Here is a 21,220-nt window from a genome sequence, read left to right as displayed (position 1 = left end):
TGTAATATCTTGGTATTAAATGCGGAGCACGTCATGACGAGTCACGGATAGAGCGAGCCCAAGCGAACGATGCGACTTACGGCGCAAGCCGTGGCATCGAGCATGCCACCGTGATGCGTTTCTGGCGCGTGCTGACCTGCTCGCGTCATCCGTTTCCAGAAGTCTGTCCGTGGGATGCTGGACCGGAAGATCACATCCAGATCGATCTCGCCGATCATAATGACACCGCGCGTGCCATCGCCGCCATCAAGGAACGTCTTGATGGCGGAGCGCTGCATGCACTTGTGAATAATGCCGCCATCTTGCCGAAGCTCGAAGGCGGCAAACGCATGGAGTCTATCGACACAGACGTCGATACCTGAATTCATGTTTTCAATGTCAATTCTTTGCGCCGATTATGATCGCGCGCGGACTGATCGAACAACTCGAGGCCGTTAAGGCTCGGTGGTAAATGTCACCTCGATCGCCGGTCGCGCATGCATCCGTTTGCTGGGGCGGCTTACGCGACATCGAAGGCCGCGCGCGCAGCGCTTACCCGCGAGATGGCATTCGACTTAGTTGCTGTCGGCGTGCGCGTGAATGCGATCGCGCCGGGCGAGATCGACACGTCGATCCTGTCGCCGGGCACGCAGACCATCGTCGATCAGCAAATTCCCATGCATCGGCTTGGCACCCGATGAGGTCGCCAAAATTGTCTACGTCCTTTGCACGGAAACAGCATCTTACTTGAACGGCACTGAAATCCATATAAATGGCTACCACCAACTCTGATGCCATTGTGGGCGAACGAAAGAAAACGCCATGACCGAACGACGGTTACCTTCTCACAGATCGGCTTATCGCGTGTGGCGGAAGATAACAACGCGATGGATGGACAACGACATCTATGGTCACCTTAACAACGTAGTCTACTACTCGCTGTTCGACACTGCGGTCAACGGCTGGCTGATTGAGACAGGCGCGCTCGATATATTAAAAGGCGACCGTATCGGTCTTGTGGTTGAGACGGGCTGCCGCTATTCCGCCGAGATCGCGTTTCCCGATGAGGTGGCCGTCGGCATTAGGGTCGAAAGAATAGGGAGCTCGTCCGCACGCTACGAGGTCGGTTCGTTTCGTAATGAAGACAGCAATGCCGCCGCGGAGGGGTATTTCGTGCATGTTTATGTCGACCGGGTAACGAGACGGCCGAAGCCCATTTCTGGCAGGCTCCTTGAGGTGCTTGCGGAGGCGCAGATGCCACCCGCTGGAGACGAATAAAGCGGTTGGCGATGGCCGCGAGGCGCTGTGCACCACGTTTCGCCAAGCACCCGAATATCGGCTTGTGTGTACTTCGGTTCTCGCTGGGTCGAGGGACGCGAAAAGAGCTATAGCAGGATCGTTATCTTGGCGGTGCTCGTCTCAGCGCAGAGGTTGCCGGAGTGAACATTGCATCTGCGGGCGTGACAGCTTGCCGGCGCATCTCGCTTGCTGCCTCTGCTCTCGAGAACAGAAGCCTTGTGGTAGGCGGATCGACCGTCGGCGACGTCGTAACGGACTGATGGCGTGTTATGAGGACCGGAATACCTTTTGTGATTACGCCGACTGTTGCAAGAAATTGCGTAGACGACATCCGTCCAATCACGATGAACCTCGGCTCCCCGCGAGTCGCATCCGCCAAAAAACTGAAATGCCTGGCAATACGCACAGAAATGCCCGCTCGAACACACTTCTCGAGCTCCGCGCTTTCGCGACAGAGAGGTCGATCCCGACCAGATTACATATGGAGACCGCGTGAGAATGAACTCTGTCGGCCTGCGACGCCACCCAAAATATGCAGGCCGCGAGGGTTTATTGTCGGCTTAAGCGCGGCCAACGGTTTGAGGGTCAAATTCGAAGACCGCGTGATAGTACCAGAAAATTATCGCAACTATCTGGAGCGCGTACCCCGCGCATGACGTGCTTGGCGGCGAGCGGTCTAGCATCGCGATCGGCGAAGTCGGGACATCGGCGAACGACAATCAGCGCGGAGATCGCATGACGCTCGTCAACGTGGCGCGGCCGATTTCGCTTGAGGCGGCCCGGATTAATGCCGAGCGATGGAGGCGCGCCCCGGTGACGGCATGATGGTGCACGTTACCATTTGGGCGGCGCCGATCGGAGGCGCCGTCGGCTACCTCACCGACGTGACACAATGCCGTCGACAAGCTTGTGGATTTTTTTGGCCTGACCGGGCCCAGGCCTCAAAAGTCGACGCATAAGCCTCGAATTGCGCCATCCGCCGGATTATGTGATCGTGGCGTAGGCTTACCGTGCGGCTTTATATGAGGGATTATGCCGCTGCGCCCGGTAGCCAACAGCGGCGCAGTAAGGTTGTCCAGAATGACGCGCCAGATCGGAATTCTCGTTTATCCCCAGTTCCAGTTGCTTGATATGAGCGGACCCGCCGATGCCTTCCATATGGCTAATCAAGCGAGTGGTCGCGAACTCTACAAAGTGACTTTGGTCTCGGAGAAAGGCGGAACGGTTCCGAGCGCCGTCGGGGTCGGCGTGGCGACAGATGCCTATATCCCGCATCGGTACGACACTTTTCTAGTTGTCGGTGGGAGCGTGCCGAGTACGAGCTTCGCCCAACTGGATGACTTAGCTGAAATTGCGAAGATCGGAGCCAAGAGGGCGAGGCGCACCGCGAGCGTTTGCACCGGCGCGTTCGTCCTCGCCGCTGCGGGCTTGTTGGACGGACGGTCAGCGACCACCCATTGGAAGCATGCGGCACAACTTCAGCGTTCGTATCCGAAGATCAAAGTAGACAGCGATCGGATTTTCATCAAGGACGGCGACACTTGGACTTCCGCGGGAGTTAGCGCCGGGCTGGACTTGGCGCTTGCCATGATCGAGGAAGACTTCGGCCCCGACATCGCGCGCGCTGCGGCCCAGATGTTGGTCGTCTATCATCGCCGCCCTGGTGGGCAGTCGCAGTTCTCCGCATTGTTGGAAATGGAGCCGGGCTCTGATCGCATCCGTAACGTCCTAACTTATATACGCGAGCATCTTACCGAGCCTCTGTCGATCGACAGGCTGGCGGACGTGGCGTGCCTCAGTCCGCGGCAATTCGGACGCGCGTTTTTAGCAGAAACAGGAGAGACGCCGGCCAAGGCGGTCGAGCGAGTCCGCGCCGAAGTCGCTCGGGATCGAGTTGAAAACGGGAGCGAGCCGCTCGAGGTGATTGCCCGCAATGTCGGCTTCATCGATCCTGAGAGGATGCGCCGCGCCTTTGTTCGTATATTCGGTCATCCTCCACAAAGCATGCGCCGGATGACAGCCCATGACATCACTGGGAACATTACACAGAAGTGGCGGACACCGTCTCAGTCAATCATGACGGACGCCTGAACGCCTGTTTGTACGATTCGATTGAGTCGTTTCGGATTTCTGACACGCGAAGGCGTTCGTCGGGAGGCAAGTTGACGTTGGCTGTGCGATGTCCGGATTCGTGGGATGTTCGTCATTCGTCGAAGCCGGCGACCGAGCTACACCAGCATACATGGCAAGACATTTTGTCCGCCTTTTTTGCTGGAATTCCGGATGAGCGGGCACATCGACGATCAAAGTGCGTCACGTATATCCTCCGCCTTAACCGCTGGACGCCGTAACCCGCTTGTGCTGGCGGTTGCGCAGGGACTCTTCACGGGGGCACTCGCGATTGACCTAACGCTTACCGGATTGACCGGATATCAACTTGCGCCCGACAAATCGCTCGCCACGCTTCCGTTTGCAATGATCACTGTCGCTGGCGCAATCACGTCGCTATTCGCCTCACTCATGATGGAGCGCGTCGGACGCCGTGCCGGTTTTACATTTGGCGCAATCGTAGGTGCCGCAGGCGGGTTGGTCTCCGTTTGGGCGGTGATCCATGCCAATTTCTGGCTGTTCTGCATCGGAACTGCCGGTGTCGGCATCTTTCAGTCGTTTGCTTCGTTCTATCGTCTGGCGGCGGCAGATGCTGTGGACGCAGACAACAAGGCAACGGTTATCTCGCTGGTGCTTGCAGGCGGAGTTATCGCCGCAGTCATCGGACCGGCCATCGCCGCCTGGAGCAAGGACCTGTTCCCTCCGCTATTCGCCGGCTCCTATCTCGTCGTCTTTGTGCTGTGCGTCGCGAGCGCTCTTTTGCTTGGCGTCGCTTATCGCGATACGCAGGATTGGCATCCATCGACAGTGATTCCCAATGCCGCGCCGCGCAGTCTGGCGGTCGTTTTTTCGCGTCCAATCTCGCTCGCGGCGCTTGCTAACAATGTGATCGGAAGCGTGGTCATGATGTTCGTCATGACGGCCGCTCCTCTGGCTGCGGTCGCTTGCAGTCACTCGATCGATGACGGCGCCAATATCATTCAATGGCATCTGGTTGGGATGTTCGCGCCGTCCTTCGTCGCTGGCCGGCTTATAACACGCTTTGGCATGCCCGCAGTGCTCTACACCGGGATGCTCCTGAGCGCCGCATGCGGCGTGGTGGCGGCTCTGTCCACGAGCCTGCTTGCCTTTTACATCGCTTTGCTTTGCCTCGGAATCGGATGGAATTTCATGTTCGTAGGCGGGACGACGTTGCTCGCTGCCTCTCATCTTCCGCACGAACGCGCTTCCGTCCAAGGCACATCAGAACTAATCCGAGGTTTCTTCACCGCGATCGCGACCCTCGCTGCCGGGCCCGTTCTTGAAGGCTTTGGTTGGGCCGAGCTGAACCTAGCGATCATTCCTCTGATCATCGTCGCCGCGCTGCTGACCTATCTATGGGTACGGACAGGCGCACGGATCGCGCCGGCGTAGCCGCTTTTGCACCAGAGTTGCAGTGATTTGGGCAATCTGCACGTGAGCGCTCACTGAGCCCGTCGCTATTCCTCACTCACATGCATCGCCGTCGATGCGTTCGAACACACAGAAAAGATAGGAAATCGCATGGAAGCCTTTCGGCGCGGTCTCAACGTCGTCGTAGCGATGCTGGTCTGTCTTACGTTTGCGCTGGTTTTAATTTACAAAAATGATGGGAAGACGCCCGATCATTTCGAGCCCGCGGTCAATGCTCCACGTGAGGCGGCGCCGCAATAGTTTCGCCTCGGCCGACGACTGTATGCCGCTAGATCTAGGACATGGGCTGGCGCTTCTCAAAAATGCGCAAGCACTCGACGACGGGGTCGGCAAGCCTGTGTCTTAATTCGCAGGCAACCCGATCGTTCTAGTCGGCTGGATTGGAGTTCCAAACCTTGCTGATAAATGGTCCACTGATCTCCGACCTTCACGAGATTAAGGAAGTCAGTGTATCGAGATAGGCAAGACCGTCTGTATCAATGCGCGCGCTCGCAGCGCTTCCAACGATATCGAGCTGGCCCACGCCTGCCCTCACATCCGGAGATGGTTCGAGGGCGTCGGTGGCATCAAAAGACATCTGTATCGGGCCACCGAAGGTCGACCGTCCTCTCGCCGAAGATATTCACTCCTTTGGGGAACGAAGATGTCATGATCGAGCTGTCGCCTTCTGCGCATCCCTCGTTGTATTTGTCGATGACGGCCATGATTGCCAGGTAGTCATCGACAAATCTGGTAGTGCTCATGAATTGCCGACTTTTGCACGTAAGCGCGGCTGTTGTGTGGAATACTGTTTCAAGAATGGGGCTGCTCGTGGCGGGCGGCCTGACAATGATGCGAGATCAAATCGGAAGACCCACGACCGTGGCGATTTGATTGATGTTGAGCAGGCCAATCTGATGAGCAACATTTGCGCCGGCAAACAAAATTGCAGAGATCAGCGTCGTCCACATCAGTTTGCTACCCATTCTCGATACCACGGGCGCACCGGGATCGGTGCCGTCCATGAAGTATCCGTCTTCATGCTGGCTACGAACGCCGAACGGCAGCGTCAAGAATAGCGTTACCCACCAAAACACGAAGTATATGGCGAGTGATGTTGAGATCGTATAGGCCATCTGTCCATCGCCATAGATTCAGGATTTCAGTTCACGCTGTCATCAGTGCCGCGTCCAAACACAGAAAATGAGTTTCAAAATCTACTGCAGGCGACGACCTTGCGAAATGTGTGAAACGCGCAATGTTAAGGCTTTACAATAACAAGTATCGCAATCGCGATAGATCCCAGCACTATAATAGGCAGCGTTCGGACCCGCGCGATGTCGTTGCCGGCCTCTACGTTGCGCATCTGTCCGGATTGGATCCCGTGAAGCCCCGAGAGCAGAACGACGATTATCAACTTGATCTGCAGCCATCCGTGGACGAACCAAGCCCCCGATGAAGCAAGCATGAGGCCGAGGCCCCACACGATGAGCATCGACGGAACCGTGATTAGACGCTCATACCTCGCGTATACCGAGATGAATCCGATGGCTCGCTCTGGAGCAGCCTTCAGCGACAAAAGCACCATTGAAGATGCCAGAAGTCCGCCGACGAACAGCAACGCCGCCGCAACATGGATTGCCTTGATCCAAGGATAGAGATCGCTCATCGCTCGCCACTGCCGATCCGGCTCATCCGGCGTTTAAGGAAACGACAGCTGAAAAAGCCTGCAAACGGGAGGAAGGCAGCTAACGCAAGTAGCGCGGCCTGTCGTCGGCTCCACAGTCCAGCAGAAAAGGTGGTTAGCAGACACCATGCATAGTAGAGGAATGCCAATCCGTGAATCGGTCCCGCAATGCGGACGGCTTCCGGGAGACCCGCGATATACTTTATTGGCATCGCGATGCAAACCAGAAGAACCAAGGTTGAAGCCTCCGTTGCCGATGCCAGTTTCACCCGGCGGAGCGCGGCGGCATCCATTTCAGTGACGTCAGGCACAATGATTAGAGCCTATGAGCTGCGTAAACTTCGGCCAACCGTAGCCGATTTGGATTGTAAGGGAGCGACAGACATGCCTCATTTCACGTCGTTCTTCGGTGCGAGGATGTTGCGCGATAAAATTGCAGCCCTAACAGTTTCTGGCCGGTTAGATTCGAGGGATATACGTCGTTGTCCGAGCGAGGTCGTTCTCTAGCCTGATGACTCGATGAAAGTGTCGCCCAGATTAGCCGCTGGGCCTCACTTGCGCTTGCAGGAGCGGCGAGCATCGCAATGAGCGGCGTTGCACCAGCACAGGGCGGAGACTCCGATACGAGTTCGGCGGCGCCGCTCTCGAAGCGTTCCATTATCCCACCCAAGGATCATCCGCTCTTCGGAACGGATCACGAAAATTATGGCAACTACGGCTATTGGCCTGCGTCCGCAGCGGCAACCTGTTTTTTCGCTGGGTAATGATCGAAGGCGGCCGACACAATCACATAATAGGCCGAATGGGCGCTGCGTCGAACAATCGAGCTGCTCAAGCTCGAAGGCCTTGCCATGGTCGATCTCGTTGAGGTCGTTAGCTACCACGTCGATATCAAGAAAAATCCAGCCGACTTCATGCCGGTAGAAAAAGTATACACCGAGCGCCCTATGCCGCCTGGTCGCTCATCGGTGTCGAAGGGCTCGCGTTGCCGGAACTGAAGATCGAGATTCGGTGCGTAGCTGCGTACGGTACATAAACGGCGCGACGGTTGCTAGGGCCGGCTGTTCTCGCTCGACGTCGCTTGGTCGAGTGTCCGATCGCGCGTACGAGATTGGCGACTCAATTGTCTAGATCTTTGCGATAGAGAAACAGGGTCTGTGAAGTGATCGAACAGGCGCTGCGTGAGCTTGTAGGCCCTAAACTTTGCTATCAGCTCTGATTGGCCGCATCTGGTGGGAACCGGACATCGCCGATATCGGGCTTGTTTTGCAGGTCGATGGTGCGGACTAGGAGAATCGAAAAGACTATTGGCGTGTGTGCCAGCGATGTAAGGAGTGACGTTGCGATAAGAGAGCGAGCATCGCAGTACGCTACTGCGTCCCGCGATTAGATGCTTGGCAGAATTGTTCCCTCGACTTCTCCGAACCCGATCTTGTAACCCTCGCCGGAACAATGTCCCCGGATGCTGAGCGAATCTCCGTCGTTGAGGAATGATCGCTTAACCCAAGGGGTGAGTTTGATGGGAGCTGTACCGTTCCAGCTGAGTTCCAAAAAGCTGCCGCGCTCGTTTGGGCCGTGACCGCTGATCGTGCCGGAGCCGAGCAAGTCGCCGATTTCCATGGCGCATCCGGAAGACGCGTGATGCACAAGCTGCTGGATGGGTGACCAGTACATATATTTGAAGTTAGTGCTGCAGATATCTACAGGATCTTTCATCCCTGATCCTAAAAGCGTTACGTCGAGAGCGAGATCGTAATTATTTGCAACGGTTTGGTGCAGATATGGAAGTGGCTCCGGGGACTGCGTTGGCCCGTGAACCCGGAATGGTTCGAGCGCTTCCCGAGAGACGACCCAAGGCCCCAATGAAGTGGCGAAAGCTTTCGCCTGGAATGGACCCAGCGGCACGTATTCCCATTGCTGGATGTCTCGCGCGCTCCAGTCATTCAACAGGACAAAGCCAAATATCATCGCTTCAGCCTGCTTTTCACTCAAAGTGGTGCCCATAGCCGAGGGCTGTCCGATCACCGTTCCGATCTCAAGTTCGAAGTCCAATCGTTGGCAGGGGCCGTGGCTCGGTGCCGAATCGGATGGACGCTTCATCTGACCTCGTGGCCGCCTAATTTTGGTCCCGCTCACAACGACTGTCGATGCTCTCCCGTTGTAGCCGATCGGGATGTGGAGCCAGTTGGGTGAGAGTGCGTTCTCTTTGTCGCGGAACATCATGCCGACGTTAGTAGCGTGCTCGCGCGAGGAATAGAAATCGGTGAAACCGGACACGCGGATCGGAAGATGTAATTTCGCCTCGCTGCGGGCGAAGAGGGCGCGGGCCCTCAGGCTCTCGTCGTCGCGAAGAACTGGATTATCGTGCCGCAAAAGCTTACTGATCCGGGCTCGCGTTGCGGACCAAACGTCGGGACCCAATGCCATGAACGCGTTGATCGTCGGTTCGGAGAAGACGTCCGCGGGGCCGATCAAGCCTGCGACTTTCAACGCGTGAAGATCTAGAACGAAATCGCCAATCGCAACGCACACCCTCCGCGAGGGGGACGTTTCTGTTGAGAACACGCCATAAGGGAGATTTTGAATCGGAAAGTCTGAAGTGGGCGAGACGTCGATAAAGGATCGTAGTGAGGGATCGTTAGGATGCATGATGTTTCCTGATGAGGCGGAGTCCGCGAACTTCGCTCTCCTAGCGTGTCTTCTTCGAAGTTCGTGCGGGCTTTATGGGACTTCCGGATTTCACCGGAGGCAACGACAGCCCGGCGGTGAGAAATGGAATGACGTGTTCGAGGGCTTCGTCCGGGTCTGAAAATGAGATGTCATCCCCCAGAATTTCCTGGATCCGCCCGTTGTCGCCGCGGATGTACAGCATTGCGCCGTAGACACAGGCGAGGCGCCAGGCGAGTTCCTTTCGGTCTATATGCGAGCAAGCCTTGGTGACTGCGTCGATGAAAGCCTTTCCGACGGAGTGGTAGAAACTGAATACTGTTTTTCTGACTTCTGGTGATGGATCCATCGAGGAACGGGCAGCCAGAATCTTGAAACTCTGTTCTCCAGGTGAGTTGCCGATTCCGAGCGTAGGACCGATGAACGCCTTCAGGATCGCCGAGATATCCGGGGCGGAGCCGCCAGCGTTCAGCACGTGAGCAATTAGTTCTTCTCGGTGGCGGTTGATTGGACCCAGGCGCCTTTCGAAGACCGCGGAGATGAGAGCAGCCTTCGAACCAAAGTGATAGTGCGCGGCGGCATTGTTTACCCCGGCTGCTTCCGTGATTGCCCGAGTCGATACGCCGTTGAAGCCCCGTTCTGCAAAGAGCCTCTCGGCAGCATCGAGAAGTTTGTCGGCCGTGTCGGCAGGCAGTTGGGCGGTAAGTGCATCTGTTTTTGTGCTCATGACCGACCATTGCCGAACAATCCAATTCAGTCAAGCAGCTGTTTCAAGCAAGCGATTGACTGGACGGCTTTGCATGAGTAATGGGGAGGGCAGGGAAACACGGGAAGCGACCAGATGCGGGTGATGGATATATCGGTGCCTATCGAGAACGATGTGGCGAGTGACCCCCCGTTCGCGCGGCCGCGCATCGCCTATCTCGATCATTCGATGACCATCGACCGGATGCAGGCGTTCTTTCCCGACCTCGACAACAGCAAGCTTCCGGATGGAGCTGCTTGGGCGATGGAGAAGGTCGAGCTCACCACGCACAACGGGACGCATCTCGATGCGCCTTATCACTTCCATCCAACAATGAACCATGCGCTGAAGGATGGTGGAGAGAGGTCTCTCACGATCGACGAGGTGCCGCTCGAATGGTGCTTCCAGCGTGGGGTGAAGCTCGACTTCAGGTCGCTGGCCGACGGCTACGTTGCCACAGCGGACGACGTTGAAACCGAACTGCGGCGTATCGGTCACGACCTTCAGCCCTTGGACATTGTTGTAGTCAATACGCGCGCGGGCGAGCGTCTCGGACAGGCTGACTACGTGTCAGCCGGTTGTGGTGTAGGACGAGAGGCGACGTTGTTCTTGACCGAGCGAGGGGTCAAGATCACCGGTACGGATGCCTGGAGCTGGGATGCGCCGTTCGAATATACAGCCAAGCGCGTCGCAGAGACACAGGATTACGGTCTGGTGTGGGAGGGCCATAAGGCTGGACGCGAGCGCGCATACTGCCACATCGAGAAGCTCCATAATCTCGAGAAGCTGCCCCCATCCGGTTTTCGCATTGCCTGTTTCCCGGTGAAAATTCGCGCCGCTTCGGCGGGCTGGACACGAGCCGTTGCGATTTTTGACGACCAGTAAATCGAGCGACACGGGAACGAAGACGTCCCGCAATAAGAATGTTTAGGGAGATTGAAATGGTAGTTTTTCGTAGAGGGCTTGCCGCGTTGGCTGTCGGTGCTTTGCTGACGGCAAGTCACTCGATCGAAGTGTGTGCACAGTCCGGAAAGCCTGTGAAGATCGGCGTGATTTATCCGACGAAGTCTGTAATCGGAAAGCAGGGCGTGCAGGGCAGTAATATCGCTGTCGAGATGTTGAATGCGGCGGGTGGCATCCTGGGCCGCCCGGTTTCGCTGGTCACCTACGATACAAATTACGCACCGGTCGAAGGTGTTTCGGCCGTCCAGAAGCTGCTGACACAGGATGATGTGAAGTTCGTCGTCGGCGAGATCAGCAGCACGGTCGCTTTGGCCGTGATCCCGGTGATTAAGTCGGAAGATGCGCTCCTCATGCTGGCAGTGCCGAAGCATCCCGATGTCACCAAGCAAGGCGGCGGAAACATCTTCCGGCTGAACACGACCTCGGCAATGGATGCAAAATCGTTTGATCGATATCTCATTGATACTGTCGCGCCCTCGAAGGTGGCACTTGTCGCCGAGAACAACGACTACGGCAGGCTGAACGTCGCGAACTTCAAGGCCCTATTCGGAGACAAGCTGGTCTACTCGGACCTCTTCTCCATGACGCAGAGTGACTTCTCGGCGATGGCCAGCAACCTGCGCGGATCGGGTGCGGATCTGGTCTGCATCGTCGCGAGCAATCCAGAGCAGTCAGGCAACATCCTGCGTGGCATGAAGGACCTCGGATACAATCCCAAGCGCTGTATCACGCCCGGGCTGCTCAACAACGACACCCCCAAGATCGGCGGCGCGGCAGCGGAAGGCGTGTTCTCGGAGGACGTTTACAGCCCGACGCTCAAGAACGAGCTCAACCAGAAGTTCGTGGCCGCCTACGAGAAGAAGTATGGCGAGACGCCCGGCAAGGTCGAGGTCCTGGGCTTCGAGACGGTCTGGGTCACCGCTAACGCGATCCAGGCGGCGGCCAGTGACAAGGATGCAAATAAGGTCGCCGAGACCATCCGTGCAGGCACGTGGGAAACCCCGCGAGGCAGCGTGCGGTTCGACGCCTCAGGCCAGGCCTCCGGCGACAATGTTGTCCGGGTCGAAGTGCGCGGTGGCAGGGTCGTGGAAGTGAAATCCTGACGCGCGATCGTAAGGACGGGGAATTAGCGTGAGCACTCTTATCTTCCAACAGATGGCGAACGGCCTTTCAGTCGGGATGGCGTATGCGTTACTGGCGCTGGGCCTGACGCTGATATTCGGCGTGCTGCACGTGATTAATTTCTCGCACGGCGAATTCTACATGATCGGCGGCTTTGTCGCCGCCATCCTGACCTCTTACTTCGGCCTTCCTTACCTCCTGTCGCTCCCGGCGGCGGTCGTGGCGGTAGTCCTGCTCGCACTACTTGTTGACCGGATCGCGGTACGACCGGTCCTCGACGGGCCGGACGGTGACTCGATCGTGCTGATAAGCACCTTCGCAATCGGGATACTTGTCTATCAAACGATACTGGCGACCTACGGACCACAGCCTATCCGCGTCGATGGTGTGCCCGGCACATTCGTGCTCGGGTCGGTGACGCTGACCTACCAGCGTATGTTTGCGATCGTAGTGGGCATATGCCTGCTGGCTATTCTCGAATGGTCGCTCCGGCGCACCGCCTTTGGAAGAAAGCTCCGCGCCGTGGCGCAGAGCGCTTTCGCTGCCAAGGTGGTCGGTATCGACGTGCCGAAGATAAGGACGGCGACCTTCATCATCGCGGCCGCACTCGCCAGCCTCGCAGGCGCTCTTCTCGCACCCACGGTCGCCTTCAGTCCGGCTATGGGCCAGCATGCCATTATCAATGCTTTCGTCGTGGTCGTCGTAGGTGGCATGGGCAGTGTGTCGGGCGCAGTTGTCTGCGGCCTGCTGCTCGGTATCGTCGAGTCAGTGTCGAGCATTTGGCTCCCACAGGAAGTCGCGTCCGCGTTTATCTACGGTCTGCTGCTGGTGACGTTGCTGGTCAGGCCACGCGGGCTCTTCTCAGGCGGTCTCTCATGAAATTCATTCCAGCACTCGTACTTGTCGGCCTTGTCATCGCTGCAGGTCTGACGCCGACCTATTATGCAGGGCTTGCGACGTATGCCGCGGTGCTCGCTCTTCTCGGTCTGTCGGTGAATGTCACGCTGGGTTATCTTGGTCTGATCTCGTTTGGACATGCGGCGTTCTTCGGCGTTGGCGCTTACGCGGCCGGGCTGCTTTCGGTCAATCTGGGCCTGAATTACTGGGCGGCGATTCCAATCGCGATCATTCCCGGCGTGATCCTTGGCGTTTTCGTCGGCTTCGCCTCGCTGCGCCTGGCTGGGCCGTATTTCGCTATCGCCACGCTCGCCACGGCCGAGATCTTCCGCCTCGTCGCGCTTAATTGGGTCAGTCTGACGCGTGGCCCTCTGGGCATCATCGTGCCGCGTCCACGGATACCGGCTTTCGAAGCGGCCGGTCTGACCTTCGCGCAATATCACCTGATCATCTGCCTGATCGTGGTGGCGTTCGTGCTGCTGGCGTTGAAGCGGCTCGTCAACAGTCCCTATGGCAGAGCCTGGTTCGCTTTGCGCGACCAGCCCAATCTTGCGGAGAGCATCGGGATCGCCGGACTCAAGTTCAGAATCCTTGCCATAGCACTTTCTGGCGGAATCGCGGCGCTCGCAGGTGCGCTTCTGGTGCCAAAGATCCTCGTTCTTAGCCCCGATCTGTTTGGCCTGTCGCAGTCGTCAACGGGACTTCTGGCTGCGATTCTCGGGGGCCGCGGCATGCTCCTGGGGCCGGTCGTCGGTGGCATTATCTTTGCCATTCTTCCGGAAACGCTGCGCTTCGTCGATGAATACAGGATCGCGATCTTCGCGCTCATCCTGCTTCTCGTCGTCCGCCTACGGCCCGAAGGCCTGCTGTCGTTGCTTCCCGTGCGGTCTCCGGCGGGCAATCCCCGTGGGAAGTCAGATGTCGCCATTCCCGCATCCGAACCGAAACGGCAGACCTTGGCGATCAAAGGGCTGTCGCGGAGCTTCGGTGGCCTGAAGGCTGTGCAGGACGTATCCTTCTCCATCACGCCCGGCGAGATTGTTGGGATCATTGGACCCAATGGCGCTGGCAAGACGACTAGCCTCAGCCTGATTTCCGGCTTTGTCAGTCCGACGTCGGGAAGCGTCACCTACGGCGCACACCAGATCGGCGGCCTGCCTCCGCACGAGATTGCTGCGCTCGGTCTCGTCCGGACCTTCCAGCACACCGCGCTATGCCCGGGCTTGTCCGCATTCGAAAACGTAATGATTGCCAGCCATCTCCTCTTCAAGGAGACCTTATTTGCTGCGCTTTTTCGTTCCGGAGGTTTCGTCACACGGGAGCGGGCCCGGGCTGCTTGGGCGACAGCATGTCTTGACAAGGTCGGGCTCTCGGCGCGCGCTGACGAACCGGCGGGCACGATGGCCTACGGAGAACAGAGGATGTTGTCCATTGCGGTCGCCATCGCGGCGCGTCCTGACACCCTTTTTCTTGACGAACCTGCGGCCGGATTGAATCACACCGAGGCCCTGCGGCTCGCGGATGTGCTGCGCAAGCTCCGTGACGAGGGAATGACGCTCGCCGTCGTCGATCACAACTTGCGCATGTTGATGAGCTTCTGCGATCGACTCGTAGTTCTGCATCACGGGAAGAAACTGGCGGAGGGTGATCCTGTCGCCGTGCGCAACATGCCCGATGTGGTGAAGGCGTATCTCGGCGAAAAGCGGCTAAAGAAGGAGGTCGCCCATGCTTGAGCTCGAAAAGCTATCGGTGAATTACGGCCCGGTACGCGCCGTCAACGAGATATCCCTCACGGTCGGCGCCGGCGAGATCGTCGCGCTGGTCGGGGCGAACGGGGCAGGCAAGTCCTCCACCATGAAGGCCATCGTCGGCCTGGCTGAGGCGACGGGCAGCATCCGCTTTGACGGCAAGGACATCTCCGAGACGTCGAGCACGCAGCGCGTCGGTGACGGTATCGCGCTGTCTCCGGAAGGCCGTCACGTCTTCGCACAGATGAGCGTTCTCGAGAATCTGCAGTTGGGTACGGTCGCCCGGACCCAGTCCCGGCAGGCTGCGCTGGTGGAGGAGATGTTCGAGCTGTTCCCGAGGCTGCGCGAGCGATCTACGCAGCGGGCGGGTAGCATGTCGGGTGGAGAGCAGCAGATGCTCGCGATCGCCAGGGCGCTGATGTCCGAGCCGAAGATCTTCATCCTTGACGAACCCACCCTTGGCTTGGCCCCGATCATCGTCGATCAGATAGCGGAGCTTTTGGTCAAGCTTCGGCAGCGCAAACTCGGGCTTCTGTTAGCGGAGCAGAACGCTGAAATGGCGCTTGAGATGGCTGACAGGGCGTATGTGATGGAGACAGGTGCTATTGTGAAAGAGGGACCGAGCGCGACGATCGCTGCCGATCCGGCGATTCAAAAAGCCTATCTCGGATTCTGAGGAAGCAAAAATGAAACCTGCTCCGTTCGAATATGTGCGTCCAGCGACCGTGGACGAGGCGTTGCAGGCCTTGCGCGCCCACCTCAACGACGATGCGAAGCTTCTTGCGGGGGGGCAAAGCCTCGTGCCGATGATGAATTTCCGGGTGCTTCGGCCTGCAATCATCATCGACATCAACCGACTTCATGATCTAGCATATATCCGCGAGAGCGACGACGAGCTCGTCGTCGGCGCGATGACCCGGCATGCTGCGCTCAAGTCGAGCGAGGTGATTGCGAAGCACGCCCCGATGATTACCGCGGCGTACGAACATGTTGCGCACGCGACCATCCGCAACCGCGGCACGATCGGCGGAAACCTTGCGCATGCGGACGCTGCCTCGGAAATGCCAGCGGTCATGTGCGCTTTGGACGCCACGATGGTGCTGCGCAGCCATGGAGGAGGCCGGGCCGTCCGAGCCCGCGACTTCTTTCTGGGGGTGTTCACGACGGCGCTGGAGGCAGATGAGCTACTTGTCGAAATCAGGATACCGAAGCGGACCGCTGGAGAATGGTGCGCTTTCGAAGAGATGAATCTGCGAAAGGGCGACTTCGCGATGGCGGCCGTCGCGGCCAAGCTCCGCATGTCGAACGGCAGGTGTGACGACGCGGTTGTATATCTGACTGGGGTCTCGGACCAGCCCGTCAGGATCGCGCGCGCGGACCGGAAGCTCGAAGGTACACGACTATCGACGGAAGAGATTGCCGCCGCCTCAGAAGCCGTTGTGAGGGAGGTGGAGTTTCATTCCACCGCAAGTGTGAGCGCCACCTACCGCAAGGATTTGACCCGGGCCCTGATCGTGCGCGCGCTCACAAATGCCCGGGACCGTTCGTCGGAGGATGCCTCGTGACCAAAAAGACCATTGAGCTCACCGTTAACGGCGAGGCCATGACCCACAGTGTGGAACCCAGGCTGCTTCTCTCGGATTTCATACGGGGTGATCTCGGACTTACCGGAACACATGTCGGTTGCGAGCACGGCGTCTGCGGTGCATGCACGGTCCTGCTCGACGGTGTCTCGGTCCGTTCTTGCCTGACTTTCGCCGTCCAGGCGGACGGATGCGTGATCGAGACCGTAGAAAGTCTCGCACAAGACGATGCCCTTTCGCCGCTGCAGAACGCGTTTCGTGATGCGTATGGTCTTCAGTGCGGGTTCTGTACGCCAGGCTTCCTGATGACCGCGACAGAATTGTTGCGGGCCGTCAGGTCCCCTGGCCGCGAGCAAGTCCGCGAAGCTCTTTCCGGAAATCTGTGCCGCTGCACCGGTTACGAGACCATCATCGATGCAGTAGAGGCCGCTGGCCGGGCTGCGGGAGGAGATCAGCCATGAATAGCCCTTCGGGACGGAATTTTCGGTGGATCGGCCAGAGCATCAAGCGTCCGGAAGACGCGCGCTTCTTGATGGGGCGCGGCAAATATGTCGATGACGTTGCGCTGCCGAGGATGGCTCATGTGGCCATTCTTGCGAGCCCGCACGCCCACGCGCATATCGTGTCGATCGATGTTGAAGAAGCGCGCCGCCTGCCGGGGGTACTCGCGGTTGTCACCGGCCGCGAATTGGCGGAAACCACCGGTCCTCTGCCAACGCTCAGCAATCCGCCCGTCATTCAGCATTGCATCGCCATTGACAAGGTCCGTCACGTCGGTGAACCGGTTGTCGCGGTTGTCGCCGAGAGCAGGTACATCGCCGAAGATGCGGTGGCGCTGATCCAGGTCGATTACGAGGCGCTTCCGGCAGTCGTGGATCCCGAGCAGGCGGTCTCCGCGACCGGAGACGCGGTGCTTCACGAGGAATTCGGCAGCAATGTCGTTCATCGGAGCCACTATAAGTGGGGACCGGTGGACGAGACCTTCGGGAATGCCAAACACGTCATTCGCCGCCGCTTCCGCTGGCCCCGTGTGTCGCCGCAGCCGATCGAAACGTGCGGCGCCGTCGTCGAATACGATCCGGCGGAACGCAAGTTCACCGTCTACTCCAATATGTCTCAGCAGAGCGTGATCGGTGCAAGGCTGGCCCGCGCGCTTGGTGTCGAGCCGTACCAGATGAACTTCCACATCCGCGACGTGGGTGGAAGTTTCGGAGGTAAGTCCTCACTATATCACGTGCCGTTGATCGCCGCCGCCTTGGCACGCAAGGTCCGCCGTCCCGTGAAATATCTGGAAGACCGCCTCGAACACATGGCCAACGGGAACCAGCACGCGTCGGACCGCGTCTACGACGCTGCGCTTGCGGTCGATGAGGACGGCAGGTTCACCGGTCTCAGCCTCAAGGTGCTCGACGACTACGGGGCCTATTTCATGATGAACACGGGCTCGCACGGTAACGCGCTGGCCCAGGCCACCGGTCCGTACCGGATAGAGGCCCTTGAATACGACCTGACCGCGGTCGTCACGAACAAGACGCAGCAGGCGCCGTATCGCGGCTTCGGCGGCGAGGTCGGAAACTTCGTCATCGAACGGTTAGTCGATGAAGCGGCGCGGAGGCTCGGGCGGGATCCGATCGAGCTCCGGCGTCAGAATTTCATTGCCAAAGAGCAGTTTCCGTATCGCATTCCGAACGGCAACATCTATGACAGTGGCGATTACGCGCGGGTCCTCGACCGCGCGCTGAGCCTCGCGGATATTCCGCGCTGGCGCGCCAAGAAGGCTGCTGCCAGTAAACGCGGCAAGCGCATCGGGATAGGCATCTCGACGGTGAACGAGCGCAGCGTGCTCAGCGTGACCGAGTTGTGGTTTCTCGACAAGAATCCGATCCTGCCGCAGTCCAGCAGCCCTGAAAGCGTCCAGATTAAACTTAATCCGGACGGTGTCGCGATTGTAACGCTCTACGCTCCGCACTGGGGCAACAATCCAGAGACGATGGCTACTCAGCTTGTTGCGGAAAACCTGTCCATCGATCCGCAGCGCATCACGATCAACTACGCTGCAACAGATAACGGACTGATCTCGAAAGGGCCGGTTGGCAGCCGCTACACCGTCATGTTGGCTGGCGCGATCGCAGGCGCGTGCCGCGAGCTGAAGGCGAAGATGTTCCGTTATGCATCTCATCGCACCGGTGTCGCGGTCGAGGAGCTGGAATGTTACGACGAGCGGATTTTCGCGCGAAATGAGCCGACAAAGGGTCTTTCATTCGCCGAGGTCTCGCGGGCCGCGCACAGCTTCCGACTTCTATTTCCGGCCGATGAGAGTTTCCGGAGTGGGCTGGTCGCGCAATACACATACGACCACCCGTACACCACGATGCCGAACGCGGATCGCTCGGACCTCGGCGTCTTCTATCCGATCGTCGGCCATGCCTGCCACGTCGTCGTCGTCGAGATCGACGAGGCGACCAACAAGACCGAGATCCTGCATTATGTAGCCGTCCATGACGCTGGCACGATCGTCAATCCGAAAACAGTGGATGGCCAGATCCGGGGCGGCATCGCGCAGGGCATCGGGACGGCACTCTACGAGAAGTATCACTACGACGAACAAGGGCAGCTCGTAACGGCTACCCTTGGTGATTATGCGGTGCCGACCTCACACGAGGTGCCGGACATCGTTGTAGATCACGTGGAGACGCCATCGCCCTTCACAGAATTTGGTATCAAGGGGTGCGGGGAGGGCGGCAGACTGGCAGCGATGCCCGCCATCGCCTCGGCCATCGACGACGCGTTCTCCGAAGAACGGATATTCGTCGATGAATTACCGGTCACTCCCTCGTTCTTGCATGAGTTGAGGGGACGGGTCAGCGCCCCGTCGCCGAAGCCAACCACGCGGTACTACGAGCCAGGTGCGATGTATCCACCAGCGATATAGGCGACGGCGGACGAATTAAATAACGACCCTGACGGCCGTGGATCGTCGAGGCGAAGTCGAGGAAACGCTTGCGATGCGCCCAATCTCTCCCCTCGGGAAAGTGAAGCTGGCCGTCACGGTCGACGATTTGTTGCTTTGGAAGGGGATACCCTGGGCAACAGGCTATAATCCGTTGTCGGTCACCAGATCACTGACGTCAGCATTTGCGCGCTTCGGCCTCAAGGGCGTTTATGCATTCTCCGGAACCGCGCCCGCGACCGACGACCCCGCTCTGTTGCGCGTCTTCGATCACTGGGCAGAGGAGGGGCACTGGATATCCAACCATACCCATTATCACGCGAACCTGAATTGGCTCGATGAGCACCATTATGTCGAAGACATCGAGCGGACCGAGGCCGTCATAGACCGATGGTCGGCTTGTTCGCCGGTGAAATACTTCCGTTACGCGATGGATAATTGGGGCAACACCCAGCAGAAGTTTGATGCCGTCGCGACGTATTTGAAGTTGAACAACTACACGGCCGCGCCAATCAATGTCTGGTTCTACGACACCGAATTCATCGGTGCCCATTATCGCGCCGTGCTGGCCGGAGACCAGATGGCCCTGAGTGGATTGCGCGACACGTTCGTCCAGACAGCCGTAAACCAACTGAGACACCAGTCGGCAGCGGCCCGGACCATGTTCGGGCGGGACCCAGCATACATTTGGCTCATCCATGGCACCCCCCTCGCAGCGGACTGCATCGATCGGATCCTTGAGGAGTTCGAGCGCGCGGGGGTGGAGTTCATCGGCCTTGAAGAGGCGATGCGGGATCCATTCAACAGCCAGCCTGTGCCACTGATCACGCCACGTTTCCTGAATCATATCCAGAAATGGGCGGATCTCCGCTCCGTGGGAATCGAGGATTGTCCGCCTGCCGCGATCACCGAGATCGAAAAGATCCATCCGATGCCCGGGCTCGCCACGCCTGAATTTATGTACCGGGTCTTCAAGGCGATCTCGGACGAGGCCGAAGGCGTGTTTTTTCCGAAGATGTACTGATTGGGGACGCACAATTGAAGAAGATCCTGCTCGATAGCTACGGCGATCCCGCTCAGGTCGCGCGCTGCGCCGAGGCGCCAGATGTTGGGGAGCCAGCTTCGGATGAAGTTGTTTTCGACGTACTGGCATTTCCGATCAATCCTGCTGACATTTCCTTCTGCAAGGGAAACTATCGGCTGAAGCCTCCGCTGCCCGCGACACCGGGCGCTGAATGCGTCGGCCGTGTTGCAGCCGTGGGGGCCTCGGTCTCGCGAGTCAGTCCCGGCGATCTCGTCATCAATCTCGATCGCGAGAACTGGGCGCAGCGGAGAAAAGTGAAGGGCGATCGTGTCATTGTCCTTCCTGCGGAGATCGATATCCACCAGGCAGCGATGATTCGGATCAATCCCCCGACTGCGATGTTGCTGCTCGATCTGGTGGATACGGGACCGGGGGATTGGATCATCCAGAACGTGGCGAACTCCGCCGTCGGCAAGCTGATCGTCGCTCTCGCAGTCGAGAAGGGCGTCAAAACCGTGAATGTTGTTCGTCGTCCGGAAGTCTTCGACGAGCTCAAAGCGCTCGGCGCGGATGTCTGTGTCGTCGATCAACCCGGCCTGGACACGGTGGTCGCCGAAGCGACCGGCGGCGCCCGGGTCAAGCTCGGCATCGATGCCGTAGCCGGTGAAGCGACCCACCGCATTGCGTCGTGCGTCATGGACGGCGGTACGGTCTGCACCTACGGGTCAATGTCTGGCGAAAGCATCGTCATTCCGCCGTCCGATTTGGTCTATCGCGGCCTTCGTTATGAAGGGTTCCTGCTTGGCCGCTTCCTGGACCGCCGGTCGACCGGGGAGATTGGCGCCATCTACGACGCCATCACTCGGCGAATAATGCGCGGACAATCCCATGCGGTGATCGAAAGGGTCTATCCGATCAACGACATCAAGGCCGCGCTGACGCATGCCCAGCGGGCTGCTCATAGCGGAAAAATACTGGTCGCCCCCAGCGATCATTGACGCGTTGCAAAGCACCAA

At 58.6% G+C, this 21,220-nt stretch carries 19 protein-coding genes and 1 pseudogene; 15 read left to right on the top strand and 5 right to left on the bottom strand.

The window, feature by feature from the left end:
• The first annotated feature begins 69 nt into the window (after positions 1-69).
• The 5 genes and pseudogenes from CHC01_RS13560 (at position 70) to CHC01_RS32560 (ending at position 5,079) form a co-directional block, all read left to right on the top strand.
• Positions 70-771: pseudogene (locus tag CHC01_RS13560) on the top strand (SDR family oxidoreductase).
• Between the two features lie 30 nt (positions 772-801).
• Positions 802-1,257 (top strand): acyl-CoA thioesterase, encoded by a 456-nt coding sequence (locus CHC01_RS13555; RefSeq protein ID WP_089264839.1) that lies wholly within the window; start codon positions 802-804, stop codon positions 1,255-1,257.
• 1,101 nt (positions 1,258-2,358) lie between these two features.
• Positions 2,359-3,369 carry a GlxA family transcriptional regulator gene (locus CHC01_RS13550; RefSeq protein ID WP_210421670.1) on the top strand — a complete coding sequence of 337 codons (1,011 nt, stop codon included), beginning with the start codon at positions 2,359-2,361 and terminating at the stop codon, positions 3,367-3,369.
• A 105-nt stretch (positions 3,370-3,474) separates the two neighbouring features.
• On the top strand, positions 3,475-4,800 hold the full coding sequence (locus tag CHC01_RS13545) for an MFS transporter (RefSeq protein WP_210421669.1): 1,326 nt from the start codon (positions 3,475-3,477) through the stop codon (positions 4,798-4,800).
• 129 nt (positions 4,801-4,929) lie between these two features.
• Positions 4,930-5,079, top strand: a complete 150-nt coding sequence (locus CHC01_RS32560) for a hypothetical protein (protein WP_176454587.1) — start codon at positions 4,930-4,932, stop codon at positions 5,077-5,079.
• A gap of 599 nt (positions 5,080-5,678) precedes the next feature.
• Here the strand turns inward: CHC01_RS32560 and CHC01_RS13535 are convergent.
• The 5 genes from CHC01_RS13535 to CHC01_RS13510 form a co-directional block, all read right to left on the bottom strand.
• Entirely contained in the window at positions 5,679-5,954 is a 276-nt protein-coding gene (locus CHC01_RS13535; protein ID WP_089264836.1) for a DUF1467 family protein, read from the bottom strand.
• 125 nt (positions 5,955-6,079) lie between these two features.
• Positions 6,080-6,487, bottom strand: coding sequence for a CopD family protein (locus CHC01_RS13530; RefSeq protein WP_089264835.1), 408 nt, complete (start codon positions 6,485-6,487; stop codon positions 6,080-6,082).
• Positions 6,484-6,798, bottom strand: coding sequence for a DUF3817 domain-containing protein (locus tag CHC01_RS13525; protein WP_089264834.1), 315 nt, complete (start codon positions 6,796-6,798; stop codon positions 6,484-6,486). The genes CHC01_RS13530 and CHC01_RS13525 overlap by 4 nt, the downstream gene beginning before the upstream one ends.
• Before the next feature lie 1,093 nt (positions 6,799-7,891).
• Positions 7,892-9,154, bottom strand: a complete 1,263-nt coding sequence (fahA, locus tag CHC01_RS13515) for a fumarylacetoacetase (protein ID WP_089264832.1) — start codon at positions 9,152-9,154, stop codon at positions 7,892-7,894.
• A gap of 40 nt (positions 9,155-9,194) precedes the next feature.
• Positions 9,195-9,899 carry a TetR/AcrR family transcriptional regulator gene (locus tag CHC01_RS13510; protein ID WP_089264831.1) on the bottom strand — a complete coding sequence of 235 codons (705 nt, stop codon included), beginning with the start codon at positions 9,897-9,899 and terminating at the stop codon, positions 9,195-9,197.
• A 114-nt stretch (positions 9,900-10,013) separates the two neighbouring features.
• Here CHC01_RS13510 and CHC01_RS13505 point away from each other — a divergent pair, with 114 nt between their 5' ends.
• The 10 genes from CHC01_RS13505 (at position 10,014) to CHC01_RS13460 (ending at position 21,202) form a co-directional block, all read left to right on the top strand.
• The gene (locus CHC01_RS13505; protein WP_089264830.1) at positions 10,014-10,802 is read left to right on the top strand and encodes a cyclase family protein; all 789 of its coding nucleotides are present in this window, start codon (positions 10,014-10,016) and stop codon (positions 10,800-10,802) included.
• Positions 10,803-10,858: 56 nt separating this feature from the next.
• Positions 10,859-11,983, top strand: a complete 1,125-nt coding sequence (locus tag CHC01_RS13500; RefSeq protein ID WP_176454586.1) for an ABC transporter substrate-binding protein — start codon at positions 10,859-10,861, stop codon at positions 11,981-11,983.
• Between the two features lie 28 nt (positions 11,984-12,011).
• Positions 12,012-12,881 (top strand): branched-chain amino acid ABC transporter permease, encoded by an 870-nt coding sequence (locus CHC01_RS13495; RefSeq protein ID WP_141137100.1) that lies wholly within the window; start codon positions 12,012-12,014, stop codon positions 12,879-12,881.
• Positions 12,878-14,632 (top strand): branched-chain amino acid ABC transporter ATP-binding protein/permease, encoded by a 1,755-nt coding sequence (locus CHC01_RS13490; RefSeq protein ID WP_089264827.1) that lies wholly within the window; start codon positions 12,878-12,880, stop codon positions 14,630-14,632. Before CHC01_RS13495 ends, CHC01_RS13490 begins: the two co-directional genes overlap by 4 nt.
• Positions 14,625-15,323, top strand: coding sequence for an ABC transporter ATP-binding protein (locus CHC01_RS13485; RefSeq protein ID WP_089264826.1), 699 nt, complete (start codon positions 14,625-14,627; stop codon positions 15,321-15,323). The genes CHC01_RS13490 and CHC01_RS13485 overlap by 8 nt, the downstream gene beginning before the upstream one ends.
• Positions 15,324-15,333: 10 nt before the next feature.
• Positions 15,334-16,212, top strand: coding sequence for an FAD binding domain-containing protein (locus CHC01_RS13480; RefSeq protein ID WP_089264825.1), 879 nt, complete (start codon positions 15,334-15,336; stop codon positions 16,210-16,212).
• On the top strand, positions 16,209-16,691 hold the full coding sequence (locus CHC01_RS13475) for a (2Fe-2S)-binding protein (RefSeq protein WP_141137099.1): 483 nt from the start codon (positions 16,209-16,211) through the stop codon (positions 16,689-16,691). The genes CHC01_RS13480 and CHC01_RS13475 overlap by 4 nt, the downstream gene beginning before the upstream one ends.
• On the top strand, positions 16,688-19,162 hold the full coding sequence (locus CHC01_RS13470; RefSeq protein WP_089264824.1) for a xanthine dehydrogenase family protein molybdopterin-binding subunit: 2,475 nt from the start codon (positions 16,688-16,690) through the stop codon (positions 19,160-19,162). Before CHC01_RS13475 ends, CHC01_RS13470 begins: the two co-directional genes overlap by 4 nt.
• A 73-nt stretch (positions 19,163-19,235) precedes the next feature.
• Positions 19,236-20,204, top strand: a complete 969-nt coding sequence (locus CHC01_RS13465; RefSeq protein WP_089264823.1) for a polysaccharide deacetylase family protein — start codon at positions 19,236-19,238, stop codon at positions 20,202-20,204.
• A 14-nt stretch (positions 20,205-20,218) separates the two neighbouring features.
• Positions 20,219-21,202 (top strand): zinc-dependent alcohol dehydrogenase family protein, encoded by a 984-nt coding sequence (locus CHC01_RS13460; RefSeq protein ID WP_089264822.1) that lies wholly within the window; start codon positions 20,219-20,221, stop codon positions 21,200-21,202.
• Positions 21,203-21,220 lie beyond the last annotated feature (18 nt).

The sequence above is a fragment of the Tardiphaga sp. OK246 genome (assembly GCF_900188215.1).
Taxonomy (GTDB): domain Bacteria; phylum Pseudomonadota; class Alphaproteobacteria; order Rhizobiales; family Xanthobacteraceae; genus Tardiphaga; species Tardiphaga robiniae.
The sequence above is the reverse complement of the archived record's forward strand: the minus strand, read 5'-3'. Positions and strand labels throughout refer to the sequence as shown.

Bases quoted from the DNA above. Each gene is read 5' to 3' on its own strand.
- CHC01_RS13500 (WP_176454586.1), top strand. From the start codon at position 10,859: ATGGTAGTTTTTCGTAGAGGGCTTGCCGCGTTGGCTGTCGGTGCTTTG.
- CHC01_RS13470 (WP_089264824.1), top strand. From the start codon at position 16,688: ATGAATAGCCCTTCGGGACGGAATTTTCGGTGGATCGGCCAGAGCATC.
- CHC01_RS13525 (WP_089264834.1), bottom strand. From the start codon at position 6,798: ATGGATGCCGCCGCGCTCCGCCGGGTGAAACTGGCATCGGCAACGGAG.
- CHC01_RS13530 (WP_089264835.1), bottom strand. From the start codon at position 6,487: ATGAGCGATCTCTATCCTTGGATCAAGGCAATCCATGTTGCGGCGGCG.
- CHC01_RS13545 (WP_210421669.1), top strand. From the start codon at position 3,475: ATGTTCGTCATTCGTCGAAGCCGGCGACCGAGCTACACCAGCATACAT.
- CHC01_RS13465 (WP_089264823.1), top strand. From the start codon at position 19,236: ATGCGCCCAATCTCTCCCCTCGGGAAAGTGAAGCTGGCCGTCACGGTC.
- CHC01_RS13555 (WP_089264839.1), top strand. From the start codon at position 802: ATGACCGAACGACGGTTACCTTCTCACAGATCGGCTTATCGCGTGTGG.
- CHC01_RS13505 (WP_089264830.1), top strand. From the start codon at position 10,014: ATGCGGGTGATGGATATATCGGTGCCTATCGAGAACGATGTGGCGAGT.
- CHC01_RS13485 (WP_089264826.1), top strand. From the start codon at position 14,625: ATGCTTGAGCTCGAAAAGCTATCGGTGAATTACGGCCCGGTACGCGCC.
- fahA (WP_089264832.1), bottom strand. From the start codon at position 9,154: ATGCATCCTAACGATCCCTCACTACGATCCTTTATCGACGTCTCGCCC.
- CHC01_RS13480 (WP_089264825.1), top strand. From the start codon at position 15,334: ATGAAACCTGCTCCGTTCGAATATGTGCGTCCAGCGACCGTGGACGAG.
- CHC01_RS32560 (WP_176454587.1), top strand. From the start codon at position 4,930: ATGGAAGCCTTTCGGCGCGGTCTCAACGTCGTCGTAGCGATGCTGGTC.
- CHC01_RS13550 (WP_210421670.1), top strand. From the start codon at position 2,359: ATGACGCGCCAGATCGGAATTCTCGTTTATCCCCAGTTCCAGTTGCTT.
- CHC01_RS13535 (WP_089264836.1), bottom strand. From the start codon at position 5,954: ATGGCCTATACGATCTCAACATCACTCGCCATATACTTCGTGTTTTGG.
- CHC01_RS13490 (WP_089264827.1), top strand. From the start codon at position 12,878: ATGAAATTCATTCCAGCACTCGTACTTGTCGGCCTTGTCATCGCTGCA.
- CHC01_RS13510 (WP_089264831.1), bottom strand. From the start codon at position 9,899: ATGAGCACAAAAACAGATGCACTTACCGCCCAACTGCCTGCCGACACG.